This window comes from Gemmiger sp. An50, from assembly GCF_002161595.1.
Classification (GTDB): Bacteria; Bacillota; Clostridia; order Oscillospirales; family Ruminococcaceae; genus Allofournierella.
In genome coordinates this window covers 52617-72730 of sequence record NZ_NFID01000007.1, presented here as the reverse complement: position 1 = coordinate 72730, position 20114 = coordinate 52617, and the positions used below count along the sequence as shown (strand labels likewise).

At 46.7% G+C, this 20114-nt stretch carries 16 protein-coding genes; 11 read left to right on the top strand and 5 right to left on the bottom strand.

What is annotated here, in order from left to right; all coding sequences use genetic code 11:
• Positions 1-11: 11 nt before the first annotated feature.
• From B5G03_RS08030 to B5G03_RS08005, 6 genes are all read left to right on the top strand, one after another.
• Positions 12-1892 carry a DUF1998 domain-containing protein gene (locus B5G03_RS08030; RefSeq protein WP_087181208.1) on the top strand — a complete coding sequence of 627 codons (1881 nt, stop codon included), beginning with the start codon at positions 12-14 and terminating at the stop codon, positions 1890-1892.
• A 3-nt stretch (positions 1893-1895) separates the two neighbouring features.
• Positions 1896-3584 carry a nuclease-related domain-containing DEAD/DEAH box helicase gene (locus B5G03_RS08025; protein ID WP_087181207.1) on the top strand — a complete coding sequence of 563 codons (1689 nt, stop codon included), beginning with the start codon at positions 1896-1898 and terminating at the stop codon, positions 3582-3584.
• The gene (locus B5G03_RS17845; protein ID WP_242962351.1) at positions 3562-5610 is read left to right on the top strand and encodes a radical SAM protein; all 2049 of its coding nucleotides are present in this window, start codon (positions 3562-3564) and stop codon (positions 5608-5610) included. Before B5G03_RS08025 ends, B5G03_RS17845 begins: the two co-directional genes overlap by 23 nt.
• Positions 5610-7142: an ATP-binding protein gene (locus B5G03_RS08015; protein WP_087181205.1), complete on the top strand. Its 1533-nt coding sequence runs from the start codon at positions 5610-5612 to the stop codon at positions 7140-7142. Before B5G03_RS17845 ends, B5G03_RS08015 begins: the two co-directional genes overlap by 1 nt.
• 84 nt (positions 7143-7226) lie before the next feature.
• Positions 7227-7586: a helix-turn-helix domain-containing protein gene (locus B5G03_RS08010; RefSeq protein ID WP_087181204.1), complete on the top strand. Its 360-nt coding sequence runs from the start codon at positions 7227-7229 to the stop codon at positions 7584-7586.
• Between the two features lie 12 nt (positions 7587-7598).
• Complete coding sequence (locus B5G03_RS08005) at positions 7599-9104, top strand: recombinase family protein (protein ID WP_087181203.1); 1506 nt, start codon at positions 7599-7601, stop codon at positions 9102-9104.
• 373 nt (positions 9105-9477) lie between these two features.
• Here B5G03_RS08005 and B5G03_RS08000 read toward each other — a convergent pair whose 3' ends face one another.
• The 3 genes from B5G03_RS08000 to B5G03_RS07990 are packed head-to-tail and all read right to left on the bottom strand — an operon-like array spanning position 9478 to position 13705.
• Complete coding sequence (locus B5G03_RS08000) at positions 9478-11220, bottom strand: ABC transporter ATP-binding protein (protein WP_087181202.1); 1743 nt, start codon at positions 11218-11220, stop codon at positions 9478-9480.
• Positions 11221-11236: 16 nt separating this feature from the next.
• Positions 11237-13030 carry an ABC transporter ATP-binding protein gene (locus tag B5G03_RS07995; protein WP_087181201.1) on the bottom strand — a complete coding sequence of 598 codons (1794 nt, stop codon included), beginning with the start codon at positions 13028-13030 and terminating at the stop codon, positions 11237-11239.
• A gap of 57 nt (positions 13031-13087) precedes the next feature.
• Complete coding sequence (locus tag B5G03_RS07990; protein ID WP_087181200.1) at positions 13088-13705, bottom strand: TetR/AcrR family transcriptional regulator; 618 nt, start codon at positions 13703-13705, stop codon at positions 13088-13090.
• A gap of 460 nt (positions 13706-14165) precedes the next feature.
• Between B5G03_RS07990 and B5G03_RS07985 the strand changes: the two genes are divergently transcribed.
• From B5G03_RS07985 to B5G03_RS07965, 5 genes are all read left to right on the top strand, one after another.
• On the top strand, positions 14166-15230 hold the full coding sequence (locus tag B5G03_RS07985; RefSeq protein WP_087181199.1) for an iron-siderophore ABC transporter substrate-binding protein: 1065 nt from the start codon (positions 14166-14168) through the stop codon (positions 15228-15230).
• Entirely contained in the window at positions 15227-16225 is a 999-nt protein-coding gene (locus B5G03_RS07980) for a FecCD family ABC transporter permease (protein WP_087181198.1), read from the top strand. Before B5G03_RS07985 ends, B5G03_RS07980 begins: the two co-directional genes overlap by 4 nt.
• The gene (locus tag B5G03_RS07975; RefSeq protein WP_087181197.1) at positions 16222-17241 is read left to right on the top strand and encodes a FecCD family ABC transporter permease; all 1020 of its coding nucleotides are present in this window, start codon (positions 16222-16224) and stop codon (positions 17239-17241) included. The genes B5G03_RS07980 and B5G03_RS07975 overlap by 4 nt, the downstream gene beginning before the upstream one ends.
• A 219-nt stretch (positions 17242-17460) precedes the next feature.
• On the top strand, positions 17461-17811 hold the full coding sequence (locus tag B5G03_RS07970; protein WP_071432524.1) for a TnpV protein: 351 nt from the start codon (positions 17461-17463) through the stop codon (positions 17809-17811).
• 13 nt (positions 17812-17824) lie between these two features.
• Positions 17825-18100: a DUF6809 family protein gene (locus tag B5G03_RS07965; RefSeq protein WP_002596150.1), complete on the top strand. Its 276-nt coding sequence runs from the start codon at positions 17825-17827 to the stop codon at positions 18098-18100.
• Positions 18101-18166: 66 nt separating this feature from the next.
• On the opposite strand, the gene B5G03_RS07960 is transcribed toward B5G03_RS07965, so the two are convergent.
• Both B5G03_RS07960 and B5G03_RS07955 read right to left on the bottom strand, forming a co-directional pair.
• Entirely contained in the window at positions 18167-19195 is a 1029-nt protein-coding gene (locus B5G03_RS07960; protein WP_087181196.1) for a virulence RhuM family protein, read from the bottom strand.
• The gene (locus B5G03_RS07955) at positions 19192-20112 is read right to left on the bottom strand and encodes a DNA gyrase inhibitor YacG (RefSeq protein ID WP_087181195.1); all 921 of its coding nucleotides are present in this window, start codon (positions 20110-20112) and stop codon (positions 19192-19194) included. The genes B5G03_RS07960 and B5G03_RS07955 overlap by 4 nt, the downstream gene beginning before the upstream one ends.
• Positions 20113-20114: the final 2 nt, after the last annotated feature.

The window sequence follows — 20114 nt, the reverse complement described above, 5'->3', positions numbered from 1 at the left end:
GGGTGAACAGGATGAGTTCCAAACAGCAAATGAAGCGAGGAAAGAATCAATCGCTCTACAAGTACCTTCCTGAAACATGGATTGACTTTTCGGTTCGAGGAAAAGAGCGTAGGCAGTACATTGCAAAGGTATTAAGATGGAACAGCGAGAAGCTGGACGGCATTAACGTCAAGCGACTCATACGAACTGTCAACGAGTCTGTTCGCTCTTTTGAAAGCCAAGCATCAGGTCACGGACCGGTTGCTCCCACAGTTGGATTTAGCGCAGAACTGACAAAAGATAACTGTGATGTCCTCACTCCAAAGGCTTCCGATGAAGAGCGTGGTATTGTTGCTCAAATAAGCCCACTAACTTTTTACTGTAAACTCTGCAATAAGGTTTATCAATTTAACAGCGAGGAAGAATACCAGAAACACCGCTATTGTACTAATCCGGAATGTCACCACTCCGAATTGGCGCAGTTCCGCCAGATTTATTTCTGCAAGTGTGGATATGCAACTGACAGGCACAATCCTCGTTGCACTGAACACGGATATCAGTATGTGAAATGGTATGGCAACTACGATTTCGTGTGTACCAAGTGTAAGCGTCTGATTCCCATGCAAGTAAAATGTCCAATATGCGGGGAGATGCTTAGACCCAAGGCAGCTCTTGACCCAGCTCAATTCTTTGTCTTTAGTCTAAGTCTTATTGACTTGATAGACGAAAAGTTAGAAAACTTTATCTCAGAAACCGAATACGGTCCGTACATTACCTTTGCCTATTGGCTTGGATTGATAAGCAAAGAAGAGCTTGACGAGATCATAAAAAATGGTATTGTTTCCGACCCGGATGCCTATCAAAAGGTTTACGACCAGATGTACAAGCTCATGTTCGATGCCTTTAAGAATGAGGTTACTGCTGCAACCGCAGCAAAAACAGCAGCCGACCAGCAATGTGGGAATCGTTTTAATGATATCATCAACAACTTGAAGACTCGTATTTTTGCCACCGGAACTGATCTGTCCAGCATTGCAGAGCGTATTTTGGAGTATGACTTGGTAACTCGCTTGGATGATGTGTCTGATTTGGAGTCTGCGGTAAAGGTCGCTCGTTTACTGAACACTAACGCCAATCCTGAGCAATATGCCCAGATTGCTGACCGTTTTGGCATCAAGAGCGCAAGGGTTTGTGATCGGATCCCGTTTGTTTCCTGCTCCTATGGATATACGAGAGTAGAATCCGAGTGGAAAGACGGCGTACAGCTCCATGCATTCAAGGAAGAAAAGCCCGGCCGAAAAAACATATACGCGACAAACTTGAATACGGAAGGTGTTCTTTTTGAGTTCGACCGCAAAAAAATTATTCAGTGGTTGCTCGCTAACGAGGTTATCAATGAAGGTGAAGCCCCGGATCTCGGCTCAGAAGAAGATATCAAGATCTGGTTTCTTAACAACATTAAACCCAGCCTTATCCATCCATTTTCAACGATAGATGAGATGGCAAGCAAGGAAACCTATTATGTTTATCGGCTAATCCATTCATTGTCCCATCTCTTAATCAGAGCTGCTGCTGATATTGGTGGTTTGGGCAAGGACTCTTTGTCGGAATACATTTTCCCCGGCATTCCTGCTGTCCTGATTTACTGTCAGAACTCGCAAGGTTTTAATCTAGGTTCTTTGTTCAATACATTTGAGGCGTATTTCGATAAGTGGATGAACAAGGCATACTCAAACGCACAGAAGTGTATATTTGACCCTATTTGTATTGAACGACAAAAAGCCTGTACGGGATGTTTGTTTGTCAATGAAGTCTCATGCCAACACTTTAATAAGGATTTAGATAGAGCCTTAGTCGTTGGTCATGTAAACCGAGAGACGCAGCGTAAGACAACAGGCTTTTGGGAGGAATAAATTATGGCAGTGATGCACCCGGTTGATATCGAAAACTACGATTATACGCCAACAGAAAAAGACTTGTATTATGCTTTGAAGGAGCAGCTTCCAGACAAGTATCAGGTTTTTTATTCTGTTCGCTGGTTTGAAACCGTCGAAAATAAGAGAATCGACAGCGAAAGTGATTTTCTAGTTTTCGATCCGTCTTTTGGGTTTATTACTATAGAAGTGAAGGGCGGGACCGGGATCACTGTCAATGATGGTAAATGGACGCTTATAGAGGATTATAGTCCAAGCAATTCCAGTAGCCGTGAATTGAAATGCAGCCCTTACGAGCAAGCAGAAAAAAGCATGAGGCACTTTAGAAACTATTTTGTCTCTGAATTTAATCAAAATTATAATGGCGTATATGGTTTTGCTGTTGCTTTCCCAAGATACGCTATCGGTTCTCAGTTAGCGCAAGATGCGCCACCGGAAACTACAATCGACCTGAACGATATGTCTTCTTTGAGGGAGAAAATCAATCAGATTTTCCACTATTGGAAGAACAAGCGGAACATTACCATTCCATTCTCCGCAGAGCAGCGCACTCGATTTTTAACTGCAATAAATAAGCAGATATCCATGTCCGCTGCCGCAGGTGCGCTTATTCCGATCAAGGAGAAAGAGTTCTCCAAAATTGACTTTGTGCAAGACTCCATTTTGGACTGTCTGCATAACTATAGGCAAGTACAAATTGTTGGCGGTGCTGGAACAGGAAAAACCTTTATTGGAATCAAAAAAGCTGTTCAAGATGCACTCAATGAAAAAAGAGTGTTATTTACCTGTTGTAACGAGGAATTGGCTGCCTTTGTCAAATCAAAAGTAGCACATTATTCAAAGATTGATGTTTACACATATGCAGAACTAATGCAAAGCCTTTTAGGTGAGCAATATGAGACTTTGCCAGTAAACTCAAACGGGAATAAGTGCTGTTTCGAGTACATGGATGATGTCCCTAATGACGCAAAATACGATTCAATAGTCGTAGATGAAGCTCAAGACTTTGACATTGATATGGGTTTGGCTATTCGTAGCTTGCTGATAAATGATAGCGACTCATCGCTCTATGTGTTTTACGACAAAAATCAGAATGTCTTTGAGATGGACTTCGAGAATGCTTTCGCTATCGATGCTCCGCCCTATGTTCTCAGATACAATATCCGCAATACCGGCAGTATATATCAATGCGCAGTTGAACGCACCAACTTGGGACATGATACAGTAGCTAATAGTATCGTGGGCGTTCATCCTGAGATACATAACTATAGCAAGCCCTCACAAGCAGTAAAGGCACTTAGTTTGATTGTCAATCGTCTTGTTCAGAAGGAGTACGTTTCGGAAGAATCGATTGTAATCGTCTCAGATGTGCCCTATGCAAATTCTATCCTCGCAGGAGAACAGCGTATTGGCGCATATAACCTTGTGTTTAAGCATTACAAGGATGTTGCAGAAAACGAAATATGCTTTAAGACGGCAGAAGAATTCAAAGGTCTGGAATCCGATGTAGTAATCTATTTGACCCATGAGTTTACTGATATTCCGTCCTCGACCATTGATAAAAGAAAGGAATATGTTGCTATCACTCGTGCAAGGTATTATTTATATATTCTAAACACGAAATGCAAGGCAATTTTAGGTGAAAAACATGGCAAATATTTTACTTATTGAACCTGATTACAAATGCAAACAACCGCCGCTTGGATTGATGAAGATATCCTTCTTCCACAAGAATATCCTTCATGACTATGTGAGATTTACAAAGGGCAAGCTTCCAGAAGCACTCTCCGGAACAAAATGGGATCGTGTATATGTCACATCCCTATTTACATTTGAGTGGAAGGTAACGATTGAAGCAATCGAATACGCTAAGACCCTCGTTGATTCAACGGACAAGATTGTAGTTGGCGGTATAGCTGCCACCATGCTCCCGGATCAAATATACGAAGAAACCGGGATCCAGCCTGTATGCGGACTTCTGAATGAGCCAGGAAAATTAGGCCTTCCAGGGGATGAGTGTATAGACCAGATCACTCCGGACTATTCAATGCTTGAAGACATAGATTATGTTTATCCTTTTAATAATGCTTATTTTTTGAGCGCAACAAAAGGCTGTGGGAACAAGTGCGGTTTCTGTGCCGTACAGACATTAGAGCCGAAATTCATCCCGTATATTGATATCAAGGATCGTATCAAGGCTATCGACGAGAGATTCGGCCCGAAAAAAGATCTTATTTTAATGGACAACAATGTGCTTCGCTCTCCCCGTTTCAATGATATTATTGATGACATCATTGCCGCAGGTTTTGGAAAAGGAGCGACATACAAGAATCCTCGGACGGGAAAGATTGTTCAGCGATATGTTGATTTCAACCAAGGACTTGATGCATTGTTCCTTACAGAGGAAAAAGCAAAACGGCTTGGTGAGATTGCTTTAAGACCGGCGAGAGTCGCATTTGACCATATTGAAGATAGAGACATTTATGAAAGGGCTCTCCGCCTTTGCGCAAAGAATGGCATAACAGAGCTTTCAAACTATGTTCTATACAACAGCGAGGATTTCGGAGGAAAAGGTAAAAAATATCACGCAGACACACCGGCTGATCTTTACGACAGAATGAAGATCACGCTAGATTTGCTGGATGAGCTTAATGCAGAGTACGGAAAGGCGGAGCGCATAGCAGCCTTTTCATTTCCTATGAGATACATCCCGCTTTCTGCGCATGAGCGAGGATATGTTGGCTCCCAATGGAATGCAAAATTTCTGAGAGCAGTTCAAAGAATGCTTGTTCCGACACAAGGTAAAGGTGTTTGTAGCAGGAGCTTCTTTGAGGCTGACTTTGGAAAAAGTGCTGATGATTTTGTGAGATTCCTTAGTATGCCTGAAAAGTTGATTGCAGCCAGAGGTAAAATCAGCACAAAATCCAGGGGAAAAGCTTCTGAAACAGAGGAACAGTTTGCTATTCGCAAGGCAGGCTGGGAGCGAGATCAAAAGAAAATCCAGATGTGGAACTCGTTGTACACTCAGCTCGGTGATGAACATGAAGATTTCATAAATCTAATTGGTGACAATGAGTATTTGCCAGAAAAAGTGCTGGGAATAACCTCCACCATCCAGCGGAAACTTTATATCCTATATCTCACCACACCGAGATTGGTTGCTCTTCTCGGTATGATAGACAAGAATTCCCCGACATACTCTATAGTCAAAGCATTTATTATCGAAGAGTGTCCGGATTTATACAAGGATATACTCGATATCGTTGCTGAAAGCGAGGTGCAGCAAAACTATATTTTCAAGAACTTCGCAGAATTCTTTGGTAGGGATGGAGTTTCTGATCTGCTAAAGCGCCTCGTTATATCCGATTTCGCCGTAGATAAGCAGTTAAGCAAATGGGATATGATTTCAAAAAAAGAAGGTATCGGCTACATTGACTTTGAGTTGATTCGTGTGTATAGACGTTTTGTTGACTTAGATGTACTATCGAAAGATGAGCATGACATAGCTCAAAAGTATATTCTTGAAATGGATATGACAGAAATGGCTTCTATTCTTGCTACCCATATCGAGAAGTTTGAATCATTACTTCTTTCTGCGGTTGATACAGAGAAAGGTCAAGCCGTCCTGAAAAAAGTCACAAAGACAATCACAAAGAACATCCAGATCAAGCTGGAGAACTTTTTAGGAGAGAAATAATGAGGAGCATAGTAATAGGAAAACACACATTAGAGTCTCTCACGTCGGGGATGTATTCAGATCCTTATGTTGTGTTCAGAGAATACATACAGAATAGTGTAGATTCCGTAGATGAAGCAATTCGTGCTGGTGTAATGACTTTAGGTTCAGAACAAATCGTAGTAAAATTAGTACCGACAGAGAATCAGATCGTTATTTCTGACAACGGTCTTGGTATTCCGGCATCAGAAGTTGAAAAGACACTGATTAGTATAGGCAATTCTAAAAAGTCATCAGAAAGCTCTCGTGGTTTCCGTGGGATTGGTCGATTATCAGCTTTGAGTTATTGCAAACGATTGACCTTCACCACTTCATATAAGGGCGAAGCCATTGCCACGCAGATAATCATTGATGCTTCTAAACTGGCCGAGGTGTTGGCAGACGATTCCCGTGCTGATGTAACAGTTGTTGATGTGCTTGAAAGCGTGTATACGACGTTAACTAAACCTGAAAAAGACGAAGAACATTATTTTTCTGTGCAGTTAGATGGCGTTGACACAAATTCGCGCTTGCTTTCTTATGCCGAGGTTGAGGATTATTTAACGCAAAATGCACCGGTGCCATATAGCCCGGATTTTGTCTGGGGAAAAGAAATCGTAAAACGCCTTCAAAATGAAGGCTTGACTATTAGCTCCTACAATATTTCCTTAGAGTATGGCACTCGTGTAGCTCCCCTATATAAACCATACCGCGATCAGTTCATAGTAGATAAAGGCAAAAGTATAACTGATACAGTTCAGGATATCCAAATTGTCAAGATCCCAAATGACCGAGAAACATTAACTGCTATTGGGTGGTTAGGTAAGACAGGCTACAAAGGGAGTATCTACGAGAAAGCTGTTAAGGGTATACGACTGCGTAAAGGAAATATTCTTATTGGAGATCACCAAACATTGAATGTTGTTTTCAAAGATGCGCGGTTTAATGGATGGTCTATTGGTGAAATCTTTGCCATAGACAAGCTGCTTATCCCTAATGCCCGGAGAGACAATTTTGAAAAAAACCCTGCTTATTTCGCTCTTTTTGAACAGTTGATGACCCTTGCAGCAGAAATTACGCGGGATATTAGAGCTACTTCATTAAAGAGAAATTCGCTTCTATCGAATGCTATAAGTCAGCTTAATGAAACAGCACAACAAGCAGCCTCGGCAATAGATCAAGGCGTCTCAGGAGTTCAAAAAGGACTGATAACCAAAAAGCTGAAAGAAGCTCATGCGGCAGTCTCTAATTCAATGATCAACGGCGATTCTGAGCAGTATTGTCAGGATATTGCTTTTGCTGAATTGGATATGCTGATTGGCAAACTCAAAGGCACCACAAAATATAAAGCTCTCAATACTATTGATTCTCTGACAAACACTGAGAAGAAAATATTAGAACGCGTGATTTATATTATTGAGAGCCTTGAATTAAATAATGCGGACATCATTATCGATGCTATTTTGGATAACTTCTCCACAAGGCCTCTACCATCTGACAAAGCGCAAGGCTGAGTTATCTCTGCCAAATAAAACTCAATAATTGCTTTAAAATCGATTCATAAAATGCTATAATGTCTGTGAGAGGATGTGGTCGATATGAAGCAACTCGGTAAAAGGTTGCGTGCCTTGCGGGAAAGCCTATCCCTTTCTCAAGCAAAGTTGGCAGAGCTTTTAAGCATCACTCAGTCCAGCCTTAACCGCTATGAAAATGGACAATCAACTCCATCGGTTGATCTACTGCGCAAATATGCGGACTTCTTTGATGTTTCCATGGACTACATCTTTGGACGCTGCGACGAGCCCCAGGGAAAGCTGTATCAATATGAGCCGAAGGTATGGAAGAGCGCCGCTGAGATGGAGCAGTTCGTGGAAATGTGCTTTGACCCGAAATCACCCTACTACAACCGCTTGAAAGAATCTGTCCTGCGGATGTTTTCAGAAGAATCCAACGAGTAAGGGGGTGTCAGCGTGAACGCTGTGATTTATGCCCGCTATTCCAGCGAAGGTCAGCGTGAGGAGAGCATTGACGGCCAGATCCGGGAGTGCATGGAGTATTGCGCCAAGAACGGCATGACCGTGGTGAAGGAGTACATTGACCGGGCGCTCTCTGCCAAGACAGACAACCGCCCCGACTTCCAGCGGATGATCAAGGACAGCGCCAAGGGGTTGTTTGATGTGGTGGTTGTCTGGAAGCTGGACCGATTTGCCCGCAACCGCTATGACAGTGCCCACTACAAAGCCGCCCTGAAAAAGAACGGTGTGCGGGTGGTCTCCGCCAAAGAAAATATTGCTGACGGCCCGGAGGGCATCATTCTGGAATCCATGCTGGAGGGCATGGCTGAGTATTATTCTGCTGAGCTTTCCGTAAAGGTCATCCGTGGCCACACAGAAAATGCCCTCAAGTGCAAGTACAACGGCGGCACTCCTACCTTTGGCTTTGTTATTGACGCCGACAAGCACTACCAGCCTGATCCGGTTACCGCCCCAGTGGTGCTGGACATCTTCAAGATGTATGACACCGGCTCCACCATGAAGCAGATTGTGGATCACCTGAATGACTTGGGTGTTACAACGGTACGTGGCAAACCGGCAGACTTGAATTTTATCTCCGGGGTTCTACATAACCGAAAGTACATCGGAGAATATCAGTACCGGGACATTGTGGTGCCTAATGGCATCCCTGCATTGGTACCGACTGACCTGTTTGAGCATGTGCAGGAGCAGATGAAGAAAAATAAAAAGGCCCCAGCCCGGCATAAGGCTGAGGACGACTACCTGCTGACAACCAAGCTATTCTGCGGCACCTGTAAGGCCATGATGGTGGGCGAAAGCGGGACAAGCGGCACCCAAGGGAGAAAATACCACTATTACCGCTGCGTCAACAGCAAAAAGAGAAAAATCTGCACCGCTAAGCACAAAAGTGTTCGGAAAGAGCCGCTGGAGCAGGCTGTGGTCAGTTCCGTCATGCGGAATATCATGGATGATGCCTTTGTGGAATATTTCGTCGATCAGGCATTGGCATTACAGGGGCAGGAAAGCAACGAGCTGCCCTCCCTGCGTCGTCAGCTGGCAGATACGGAGAAAGCAATCGACAATATGCTCAACGCAATCCAGGCGGGTATTTTCAACGCATCCACTAAGCGCCGTTTGGACGAGCTGGAAGCCACCAAAGAAAAACTGGAACTGAGCATCATCAAGGAAGAGATGAAAAAGCCTCAGTTCACCAGAGAGCAGATTCAGTTCTACATTCTCCAGTTCCGCAAAGTGGACACTAATACCTTGGAAGGGCGCAGACGGCTGATTGATGGCTTTGTCAATAGTGTGGTCGTATACGATGACTACATTCTCGTGACCTTCAACTACAAGGAAGGTGCAGAACGGATCACCTTTGAGCAGATCGAGCGTTCGGATTTATCATCCCTCGGGGGACCAAAGCCATCAGCCGAAAGGCTGGTGGCTTTTTTGTTGCTGTAATGCGGTTTTGCGGGCGGCTCCGAACCTCGGAACCGCCCGCAAAACCTTTCTTTTCCTGGTCGTTTTGTCCCTGTTTGGGGGGGCATAATGAATCAATAATGAATGGATTCATTGCGTCGTGCGGCCTGTGCCGGTTTTGTTATCAAAAGGCCATAAAATGCGCCGCATCGCCTGTTTTTTGCAAATGGAGATTGAATATCTCGGCACTCCCGAGCAAGGGGAAAGCCACAGGTGTTCTCCTCTGTATTTATTGCAGAGATGGTCGGTATCGAATTGTCACAGGATGATATCCTCAACTAAAACCACAGTAAAACGGCCAGAGGATGATGTGTTGCCAAAGAAAAGGCTGACTGAACTTGAATAGACGAAATAATTATCTCAGTTGCCAATGGGCACTCTCGTTTTGAAGTTCCACCATACGACGGTAGAGTCCTCCGTGCTTTAGCAGTTCTGCAGGTGTGCCTTGCTCAGCTACGTGGCCATTTTCCAGAACTACAATGTGATCGGCTCCTGCCACAGTTCGCATTCGGTGAGCAATAACCAAAACGGTTTTGCCTGCCAAAAGGCGGGAGAGTGCACTCTGCACCTTTGTCTCGTTTTCTACATCCAGGCTGGCGGTAGCCTCATCCAGCAGGACGATGGGGGCATTCTTCAAAAGAGCTCGGGCAATGGAGATGCGCTGCCGCTCTCCGCCAGAGAGTTTTGTACCATTTTCCCCGATGGGAGTATCATACCCCTGGGGCAGGCGACAGATGAATTCTTCACAGTTTGCTGCTGCGGCTGCGGCTCGTACTTCTTCATCGGAGGCACCTCGCTTGCCCAAACGAATGTTTTCCATCACTGTGTCGTCAAAGAGCACTACGTCCTGGAACACCATAGAGTAATCGGTCAGCAATGCTTCTGGATCCACCGTAGAAATGTCCACGCCGCCTACCTTGATGGTTCCCTCTGTTGTATCCCACAGCCGGGCAGCCAGTCGCGCACAGGTACTTTTGCCGGATCCGGAGGGACCTACCAAGGCAGTCACTTCGCCTTCTCGAGCGGTAAAGCTCACCCCATCCAGCACTTTTTTCTTGTCATAGGCAAAGCCCACGTGGTCGAACTCAATATCGTGGCCCTTGGGCTGAAATACCTCTGTACCATCAGCTGTTGGGATGTCGTGGATCTCGTTCATGCGGTCGGCGGATATTTGAGATACAAACATCTCAGCGATCAGAGCCAGGCTCTGGTCAAAAGGTGCATACACGCGGGTGATAGTCAGAAGAAACAAGAACAGTAGCATAAAGTCAATCTGCCCGGAGAGAATCAAATCAGCTCCCACCAGGATTGTGGTGGCTACCCCCAGACGCATGATAACGCTGGCCGCATTGACAAAGATGCCGGTACCCAGCTCACCCTGGATGGTGACCTTCTCATGGGCGTCAATCTTCGTATTGAGTCCATCAAGGTAGCGCTCCTCCTGATTGGTGGCACGGATCTCGCGGACATTTTCCAGAGCTTCCTGAATTCCGTCGGAGACACGAATCGCAGCTTTTTTCGTTCGTTCGGAGTTCCGGGCGGAAATCCTCCGAGTACCGAACAACAGGCCGAAAGCCACCGGTACACCCCATAGGCAGGCGATGGCCAGCCGCCAGTCATACACCAGCAGGCACGCCGCGATAATCGCAGTGGAGATATAGGCACCGTACAGATAGCCCAGCACATGAGACCAGACATGCTCCATGCGGTTTACATCGCCCATAATGGTTTCGGTCAGATCTGCGAGATCACGCTTGCCGAAGTAACCTAAAGGCAGTTTGCGCAGTCTTTCTGCCAGACTGAGACGGGTGGATTTTACCTCGTTGTAGACCAGTCCATAGGTGGCATAATATTGCTGCAGATGGGTGACAAAAGATAGAACGATAAATGCAATAACCAGCCCAATCAGAAGGGCTGTGTTGGTCAGCGGGCGGCCGCCTACGAAGGTTTCCATCAGGCCGTACATCAACAGGTATAAAATGCCCACACCGCCCATAACGACAAGGTTGACAACTACCGTGCAGAAAGTTCCTTTTCGAGTGTTTTTTATACCCTGGTTAGTGAGGGCGTATTTTCGCTGAAAGTTTTTAGTGAACATATTCTTTACCCCTCTTTCACTGTTCGCTGGTGATCTTCCATTGGACTGCCTGATTGTAATCTGCCCACATCCTGGAATAGAGACCGCCGGCGGCAGTCAGTTCCTGATGGGTGCCTTGCTCCACGATGTGTCCTTTATCCAGCACCAGGATTTTATCTGCGCCCACCACGGTTGACAGACGGTGGGCAATCATGATCACTGTGCGTCCCCGGGTTAACTCAGTAAAGGCCTTTTGGATCAACACCTCGTTTTCGGGGTCAGCAAAGGCGGTAGCTTCGTCGAGAACCACGATAGGTGCGTCCTTCAGAATAGCCCGAGCCAGTGCGATACGCTGCTGCTCACCGCCGGAGAGATAAGTTCCCTCGGAACCTATCAGAGTGTCCATGCCCTGCGGCAGTTTGTTCAGAATATCTCCGCACTGAGCGGCCATCAACGCCGAGAGTACCTGATCTCTGGTGGCATTGGGGCGGGAGACTCGAACATTTTCGAAAATGGAGGCTTTGAACAGGCGGTTGTTCTGAAATACAAAGGCAATCTGATCCATGAGCACATGGGGGTCGATCAGCCGCACATCCACGTCGCCCACCTTCACCACGCCGGAGGTGGCATCCCAGAAGCGGGGAATCAGGCTGGCGGCGGTGGTTTTGCCGCCGCCAGAGGGGCCTACCAGGGCTATGGTCTGCCCCGGCTCCGCAGTGAAGGACACATGGGAAAGGGCAGGGGTTTGCGATCCATCATAAATAAAGTTCACATCTTCGAATTCCACACGGCTGTTTTGAGGGGCTTGGGGGTGTTCGGGTGCTTTCAGTTCAGGGGCACACATGACCTGGTCAATACGCTCCAGTGCAGTACTGGCCAGCATCATACCGGATGCGGCAAACATGATCTTGGCAAGCGCGGTGGAAATGATGGCGGAGAACACAGCGTAAAAGGCGAAGTTTGTAATAAACCCTGCAAAGTCACCGTCAGCCAGAGCTCCGGGAGCCAAGAAAAGAGCCGCAGGTACCAGGAACACAAAAGCACCCTCAGTAAAGGTTAGATTAATGGACTGCGGCACGCGGCACACATCGCCTTGATAGTATTCTGCTTTAGCGCTGTAATCCTCGATGGCCTCCTGGAAGGCCTTGAAGGAATAAACGGTCTGCTGGAAAATCTTGACCACCGGGATGCCTCGGACATACTCGGTGCCAGCCTTAGTCATGCGATCCTGGGCTGCCTGATACTCTGCCATCAGTTTGGTGTTTTTGCCGCCCATCATAGAGAACATGGAGATAGTGGAAATCACAGCCGCCAGAAGGCAGGCTGCGCCCATCCGCCAGTCAAAGACAAACATCATCACCAGCATGGACACAAACAGGGTAATGGTTCCTACGATGTCTGCCAGATTATGGGCAAGCAGGGTCTCCGTATCAGCCGCCGCTGCGTCCAGCCGACCACGGATGAGACCGGAGGCGTTGGAGTCGAAAAAGCCCAGTGGGGCTTTCAGTACATGTGCAACACCCTGCTTACGAATATTGGTTGCTGTGCGGAAGGCTGCCAGATGAGTACACATCAATCCTGCAAAGTACAAAACGATGCCGGCCACCGCAAAGGCAAATGCCAGCCAGCCATATTGGGTGACATCCTGCGCTCGCATCCAGTACGGTGCCACTGCGATCAGATCCCGGGCAACAAGCCAAATACAAATGTAAGGTGCCATGCTTAGCAGCATGGACACTGCCGACAGAGCTAGTCCGAGAAACGTTAGTACCTTATAGTTTCCCGCGTAGTCTAGCAGGACCGTAATATCATTCTTTTTCTTCTGTGTCATAACAAAAACCTCCCTTGAAGTTAGCTATAGCTAACTAATGTTTAAAAAAGATAGGGGTTATCCCCCCATCAATTTCATCCATCCGCCAGTGTAGAAAGCCCGGAACTGTTCTACATCCCGCAGAGCCTGTTCTTTCGGCATATCATGAACGACGATCTCAAAAAGTCCATTGAACATTCCGCTGGCGATGATATGGCAGAGAGACTGACTCAGTTCCGGAAGAGTTTGCCCCAAACGTCGGAGAACATCCATGTAGCGGAGCGTATACTCCACCTCCACTTCTACCATGTTGTGGACAAAGTGTTCATAACTGGTTCCCTCCGATCTGCAGAGCAGCAGTTTAACCGGTTCCCGATGCTGACAGATATAATCCACCATCCACCTTACACAGGCTCCAGACGCATTCCCCATGCAAGTAGCCTGTTCTTCTTCAGGTAACTCGGCAAAAGAGGACTGGGCTTCCATAAACTTTCCCATAAGAGCAACGGCGTGGGGCTCTACAAGGGCGTTGAAAAGAGCTTCTTTGCTGGAGAAATATCCATAGAAAGCACCAGTGGTTACACCGGCGTTTTTCACAATCTGGCGCAGGGAGGCACCTTGAAAGCCTTTTTCTAGAAATTCTTGCATAGCAGCCTCCTGGATACTCTCAAGAGTGCCAGTTACTTTTTCTTCCATAATATTCTCCCTATAACACTGTTATGTAACACTGCTATAATACATCTCTTTTAATATGCTGTCAAGACGGCCGAAAACATTCTGCAAGTGCTATGGAAATATTTCTTTTAGATTCAGGTGAACAGTCAGTCATCAAGGGGAGGAGCAGGAACATTACCATTTTGCGCAAGGATGGCGGATATATCGGTGAAGTACCAAAAAGGGGTCCGCTTTTCAAGGAAGTCGATTTTGATACAATTATATGGCATGGTACTTAGCACTATCAACATAAGCGTGATGGAATGATTCAGTGGTAGCGTTAATTGAACTGTGTTAAAAAAACAGACAAAACTTTTTAATAATTTAACTAATTTAAAAGAATTCCTTGACAGTTGATAAAGACGAATGATAGAATTTGTGCCAGCAAGTTAGCGAATGCTAACCTGCTGGGGATATGATTATATTTATGGAGGATTTATAAATGAAAAAGAAAGTACTATCCATTGTACTTGGTGTTGCAACCTTAGCAGGGATCCTTTCCGGATGTGCAAATTCCACATCTACCATCACACAGGCAGACAGCAGCCAGCAAGCGTCAAGCATCACCGAAAACTCCACCCCGGATGCCGAAGGCGCATATCCAATCACAATTTCTCACGCCTACGGAGAAACCGTGATTGAAAGCAAACCAGAGAACATCGTAACTTTGGGATGGGGCAATCAGGATACTGTTTTGGCGCTTGGAGTCGTGCCAGTCGGTGTTTCGGCAGCTAATTACGGCTATATAACAGAGCATCACCTTCATGAGTGGACCGACCAGGCATTTGCTAAACTGGGCGAAAACTCCCCCAATGTCTTTGATGACACTGACGGATTTGACTACGAAGCAATCAGCGATGCTGCACCCGATGTGATTCTTGCAGCATATTCCGGCATGACCGAAGAGGAATACGAAACGCTTTCTGCTATTGCACCAGTTGTTCCTTTCAAAGAAGTAGCATGGAAAACCAACTGGAGAGAACAGACCCTGCAGAACGCAGAGGGTATGGGCATGAAGGCGGAAGGCGAGGCATTGGTTGCCGATGTTGAAGAATTGATTGCAAAAAAAATCAGCGAACACCCCGAATTTTCGGGAATCAACGCCGGATTCTTCTGGATTGATGCAAACGACTTCAGCACCTTTTACGCTTATCTTCCCGCAGACCCCAGAGCCTCATATCTGCAGGATCTTGGGTTTCAACTGCCCAACAGCATCAAGGAGTTAGCAAACGGCAGTTCGGAGTTTTCGATTGTACTCAGCCGAGAAAATGTAGAAACTCTCTCGGATATTGACTTGATGGTTATGTACGGTGACGAGGCTTTATTGCAGGCGTTGCAGGAAGATGCCTTGATGTCGGAAATTCCTGCTATTAAAAATGGCGCTGTAGTGCTCATAGATAGTTCTTCCCGTCTTGCAGCATCCACAACACCGACCATTTTGTCTATTCCGGCAACCATTGACGAATATCTTGCTGTTTTGGCACAAGCTTGTGAGAAAGTGAAATGAGTAAAAGAAAAAGCCCAGTTATTTTATTCATGATGATAGTCCTTTTGCTTTTTTGTGCGATCGTATCGCTTGCCTACGGAGTAAAATCCGTAGGCATTCGCAGCGTTATAGGCGCATTTTTTTCAAATGATGCCCCATTATTAGAGGTCAATATTGTCAGCGCTCGCATACCAAGAACAATATTCGGCATCCTTGCTGGTGCAGCACTTGGTGTTTCAGGGCTGCTGATGCAGTCGATTACCCGAAATCCCATTGCTGACCCAAGTATATTGGGCGTAAATACTGGTGCATCTCTTTTTGTTGTATGTGGCATCGCTTATCTGCATATCAACAATGCAAACCACTACATTTGGCTAGCATTCAGTGGAGCTTCACTTGCAGCACTTGTTGTGTACGGGCTTGCCTCCATTGGTTGCGGGGGGGCAACGCCTATCCGGCTGGCTTTGGCCGGTGCCGCTGCCTCAACAGCGCTACAGTCCCTTGTCAATACAGTTATGTTACCGAACTCACAGGTTATGGATCAGTTCCGCTTTTGGCAGGTTGGCAGCATTGGAGGTGCATCTTTTGAGGATATCCGGGTGGTGTTGCCCTATCTGATAGGAGGATTTTTGTTGGCATTTTTACTTGTGCCATCGTTAAACGCTATGGCGCTGGGCGATGATATGGCTACCGGACTTGGCGTGAATGTTGCATTGGTTCGTGCACTGGCGGCGTTTAGCGGTGTACTTCTATGTGCATCGGTCACAGCACTTGCAGGGCCTATCAGCTTTGTTGGTCTTATGGTCCCGCATTTGGTTCGTATGCTTGCTGGCCCTGACCTAAAAAGGATTATGCCGTTATCAATGCTTTGTGGGGCTTGTGTACTCTTATTGTCTGATGTTCTCGGAAGAATTGCCGGAAAGCCCGGCGAACTGGAATCCGGGATCATCACATCCTTGATTGGTGCCCCTATTTTTGTTGCAATTATTCGAAGGGTAAAGGTGCGTTCTTTATGACCGATAAAAGCATACCTGTGATTGGATACTATAAAAGAAAAAAACGATACTACATCACGGTGTTCGTGTTGCTTATATTGGTACTTATGCTTGCCTGTACGATGATGATTTATGGAAACACAATATATTCCCCCAAAATAGTTTTGGAAGTGCTAAAAAGCAACGAAACAAAAGGGGCCGCATTCACCATAAAAACGCTTCGGTTACCCCGTATGTTTGCAGCTCTCTTTTGCGGAATTTCTTTTGGCCTGGCTGGCAATACCTTTCAGAAACTGCTTGGAAATCCCCTTGCCAGCCCGGATATCATTGGTATCACTTCTGGGGCAAGCGTTGCTGCGGTATTCGGTATCCTCGTATTAAAATTGAATAGTAGTATTGTATCGGTTTTAGCGGTTATATCGGGATTGCTCGTTGCTTCTACCATCTATTTTTTAGCACACGACAACCGTTTTTTCAACGAAAAATTGATCCTTACTGGAATCGGAATACAAGCTTTTTTAAATGCTCTCATTTCATGGATGTTGCTGAAAGCGTCAGAATATGATGTGTCTAGCGCATTAAGGTGGCTTAGCGGGAGTTTGAACGGAGTAACTTTAGAGCAAATTCCACCACTTGCAGTGGTGGTGTGCATCGTATTTGGGGCCATGTTACTTTTGAATCGGCATTTGGAAATCCTGCAACTGGGAGACTCCCATGCAAAAGTGTTGGGGTTGAACATCACAGCGGTGCGGCTTGGATTGATTTTATGTTCGCTGCTTTTGATTGCATTTGCCACTTCTGTAACGGGACCGATTGCATCCGTAGCATTTCTATCGGGACCAATTGCATCCAAAATGTGTAGAGGAAAGAACAATCTCATTACTTCAGCATTGATTGGGGCGATTCTTGTTATGATTTCGGACATGATCGGGCAATATGCCTTTCCCTCTCGTTATCCTGTAGGCGTTATTACAGGAATTCTCGGTGCCCCATACCTGATTTGCCTTCTTGTTCGCATAAATAGAAAAGATGTTTAAGAAACGCTGTTTTTAACAAACGAATCGGATATTTGCAAAAATAGGAGTCTTACAAGATGAAGTCTCATGATGTAATGTATAGAGGGTGGAATACACCAAAAAACATTACATCATGACTGGCGGCTCATTTGTGGCGAATGAAAAGACAGTTATGATAAAGGAGGGATGCCCTCAAACCTACCATAACTGTCAATCACATTCCCTCGAAAGGAGCTTTGTATGGAACTGACTTATACCCAATGCGGCGACTATTTCATCCCCGATCTTGTGTTATCGGACACCAAAGAGTATCATATCGGGAAATATGGCCGGTTGCGCCGTGCCTACTTAAAAGAACACCGGCCCATTCTGTATACCGATCTTATTGTCACTGAAAAGCTGTTTCCCCATTTGGAGGAAATCGACACCGCCTGCCGGGAGCGGCTGGAAATTATCGAAAAAGCCATGATGCAGCAAGAGGGCGTCACAGAAGCCCTGAAATCTGCCGACCAGATGGCATGGGTGCGCTCCATGAACTCCATCCACAACAGGGCCGAGGAAATCGTCCTGGCGGAGTTGGTCTACTGTTGAGGGAGGGAACGCAATGATTTTGGAAGCCATGTATAACGGGGAGTTTTATCCCTGTGAAACCGTTGTTCCCACATCCCCGGAATACCGCAAGGCGATCCAAACCTGTGCGGCGTTGATGGAGCAGTTATCCCAGCGGCTCAGCAAAGAGGACTATGCGCTGGTGGAGGAACTCCGGGCGCAGAACGCTATCGCCCAGTGCGAGGAAAGTGAAAGCCATTTCAAGTATGGATTTTCGGCGGGGTTGATTGTCCAGCAGGAAGCCCATGAACAGCTGCAAAACAAGAAATAAGCGATGGCCCAAAAAGCCCACGCAGCCGGAAAGAGAACCGGAGGCGTGGGCTTTCTGTGTATACGGTTATTCTGTCTGATCAGCCGAAGTCTCTGCAACCAGTCGGTCAAAGTCGCTCTGATAGGTCCGATCCTGCAATACCCGGAACTTTTCAAACTCTTTCTCGGCAAAGGCTTTGGCAATGGCAGCGGTCACCTTGCCTTTATCATGCAGAATATCTTCCTCGTTGAACTGTAAAAATGCGTCAAGCCGCTTGACCCAATCGGCCATATACATGACATTTCCCCGGCGGGCCTGCCGTTCCGCATAGTCAAGGTACATGGTGACAATTTCGTTCAGGTTCCGCATTTCTGTTTCGTTCAGATAGTTTTTGGCAACGGTGACATCGGATTTGCGGATGCGGCCTTTGGGGGCGTTTTTCCATGTGGTCAGGCCCATATTGGGCTTGGTGCTGTCGGCACGGCCATATACGATCTCGGCAGCTGTATGGTGGGTGACCGCATAGTGGAGCTTATTCTGCACCGTTGCGAAAAACTCCTTTGTGATGGGGCTTTCCACATCGTAGTCGGCGCTGCACTGGGAATAGATGTCCGTGATTTTCTGGTAAAATCTTCTCTCGCTGGCCCGGATGTCCCGGATACGCTCCAGCTGTTCCTCGAAATAATCTTTGCCGAAAAAGTTCTCCGGCTCTCGCAACCGTGCGTCATCCATCACATAGCCCTTGATGATGAACTCTTTCAACACCCTGTTCGCCCAAATGCGGAACATGGTCGCCTTTTTGGAGTTCACACGATACCCCACAGCGATAATGGCGTCCAGATTGTAATAGTTGGTCTGATACCGTTTCCCGTCCGCCGCAGTTGTTTCCATTTTGGAAACAACTGAATCCTCGCTCAGTTCGCCGGATTCAAAAATGTTTTTCAGATGCTTGGAAATGGCCGCTTTCTGTACCTCGAACAGCTCTGCCATTTTTGCCTGTGTCAGCCAGAGATTTTCCTGAAAGAGCAGGATTTCCACCCGCACTTCTCCGTTTTCGGTCTTGTAAAAGAGGATTTCTCTGGTTTCATACGGGGTCAGTCCCTGTTCCTCACTCATTCCTCGTCACCTCCATCCGTCCGGTTCTTTCCCCGGCTCTTGTAGACATTGTACTGGTTCTTGCACCGTGGGCTGCAAAAGGCGGCGTTGGACCGGCTGCCCAGGAACACCTTCTGGCAGTGCTTGCACAGGCGCAGGGGCTGGTCACCGTCCACCAGCATGAAGCTGAACATCATCTGGATGCCCAGCAGCAGGGAGTGAAAGTCCCAATAAATAGTGGGCTTATCCAGCAGCTCGATGTGGTAGCTGGGGGCGATCCCACCGAACGCAGCCATAGCCTTGCGATACAGCCCCCGTGCGTCCTCGTCGATGGAATCATAATCATTGTAGTATAAAATGGCCGTGGTCAGCGTAAAGGCCCAGTCCTTGAACTGCTGGGCAACCCAGTCATAGGGTTCCGCATATTCCCGCTGGAAGCTCATGTTTTTCGCCATCGGCTCGTCCATGAAAGTCATGGTCAGGGCAACCATCGTCCGGTCACCGGACACATTCCACGTGGATTCTATGCCTTTCTTCACCAAGTCCAGCTGGTCAAAGGGGTAAAACAGGGACAGATATTGGTCCGTCGCCATGGTTTCTTCCTTGATAAAGTGGTTTTTCGGCAGGTACACCGCCTCATAGTCCATAAAAGACGGCGTGGTGGGCAGGGCGGTCATCAGCCCCAGCAGGCCGTACCGGGTGACAAACTCCATCACTGCCTTTTCCACTTCTGCTTCCGGCTTGCGTCCCATCATCAGCATCCCTACATTCAGGGCATCCAGCACAATGTTGGGGACCTCTTTCAGCGGATTGTAGACATCCGGCTTTGCACTCTTGCCGGGGGTGATGTACTGTTTGCCATCTTCCGCTGTTTTCATCTCATAGTGATCGTACCGAACCCAATGGGAACGGGACTGTTCAAACAAATTTTTCATCATAC

Coding starts and splice junctions, on each gene's coding strand:
- B5G03_RS08030 (WP_087181208.1), top strand. CDS start 12: ATGAGTTCCAAACAGCAAATGAAGCGAGGAAAGAATCAATCGCTCTAC.
- B5G03_RS08025 (WP_087181207.1), top strand. CDS start 1,896: ATGGCAGTGATGCACCCGGTTGATATCGAAAACTACGATTATACGCCA.
- B5G03_RS17845 (WP_242962351.1), top strand. CDS start 3,562: ATGGCAAATATTTTACTTATTGAACCTGATTACAAATGCAAACAACCG.
- B5G03_RS08015 (WP_087181205.1), top strand. CDS start 5,610: ATGAGGAGCATAGTAATAGGAAAACACACATTAGAGTCTCTCACGTCG.
- B5G03_RS08010 (WP_087181204.1), top strand. CDS start 7,227: ATGAAGCAACTCGGTAAAAGGTTGCGTGCCTTGCGGGAAAGCCTATCC.
- B5G03_RS08000 (WP_087181202.1), bottom strand. CDS start 11,220: ATGTTCACTAAAAACTTTCAGCGAAAATACGCCCTCACTAACCAGGGT.
- B5G03_RS07995 (WP_087181201.1), bottom strand. CDS start 13,030: ATGACACAGAAGAAAAAGAATGATATTACGGTCCTGCTAGACTACGCG.
- B5G03_RS07990 (WP_087181200.1), bottom strand. CDS start 13,705: ATGGAAGAAAAAGTAACTGGCACTCTTGAGAGTATCCAGGAGGCTGCT.
- B5G03_RS07985 (WP_087181199.1), top strand. CDS start 14,166: ATGAAAAAGAAAGTACTATCCATTGTACTTGGTGTTGCAACCTTAGCA.
- B5G03_RS07980 (WP_087181198.1), top strand. CDS start 15,227: ATGAGTAAAAGAAAAAGCCCAGTTATTTTATTCATGATGATAGTCCTT.
- B5G03_RS07975 (WP_087181197.1), top strand. CDS start 16,222: ATGACCGATAAAAGCATACCTGTGATTGGATACTATAAAAGAAAAAAA.
- B5G03_RS07970 (WP_071432524.1), top strand. CDS start 17,461: ATGGAACTGACTTATACCCAATGCGGCGACTATTTCATCCCCGATCTT.
- B5G03_RS07965 (WP_002596150.1), top strand. CDS start 17,825: ATGATTTTGGAAGCCATGTATAACGGGGAGTTTTATCCCTGTGAAACC.
- B5G03_RS07960 (WP_087181196.1), bottom strand. CDS start 19,195: ATGAGTGAGGAACAGGGACTGACCCCGTATGAAACCAGAGAAATCCTC.
- B5G03_RS07955 (WP_087181195.1), bottom strand. CDS start 20,112: ATGATGAAAAATTTGTTTGAACAGTCCCGTTCCCATTGGGTTCGGTAC.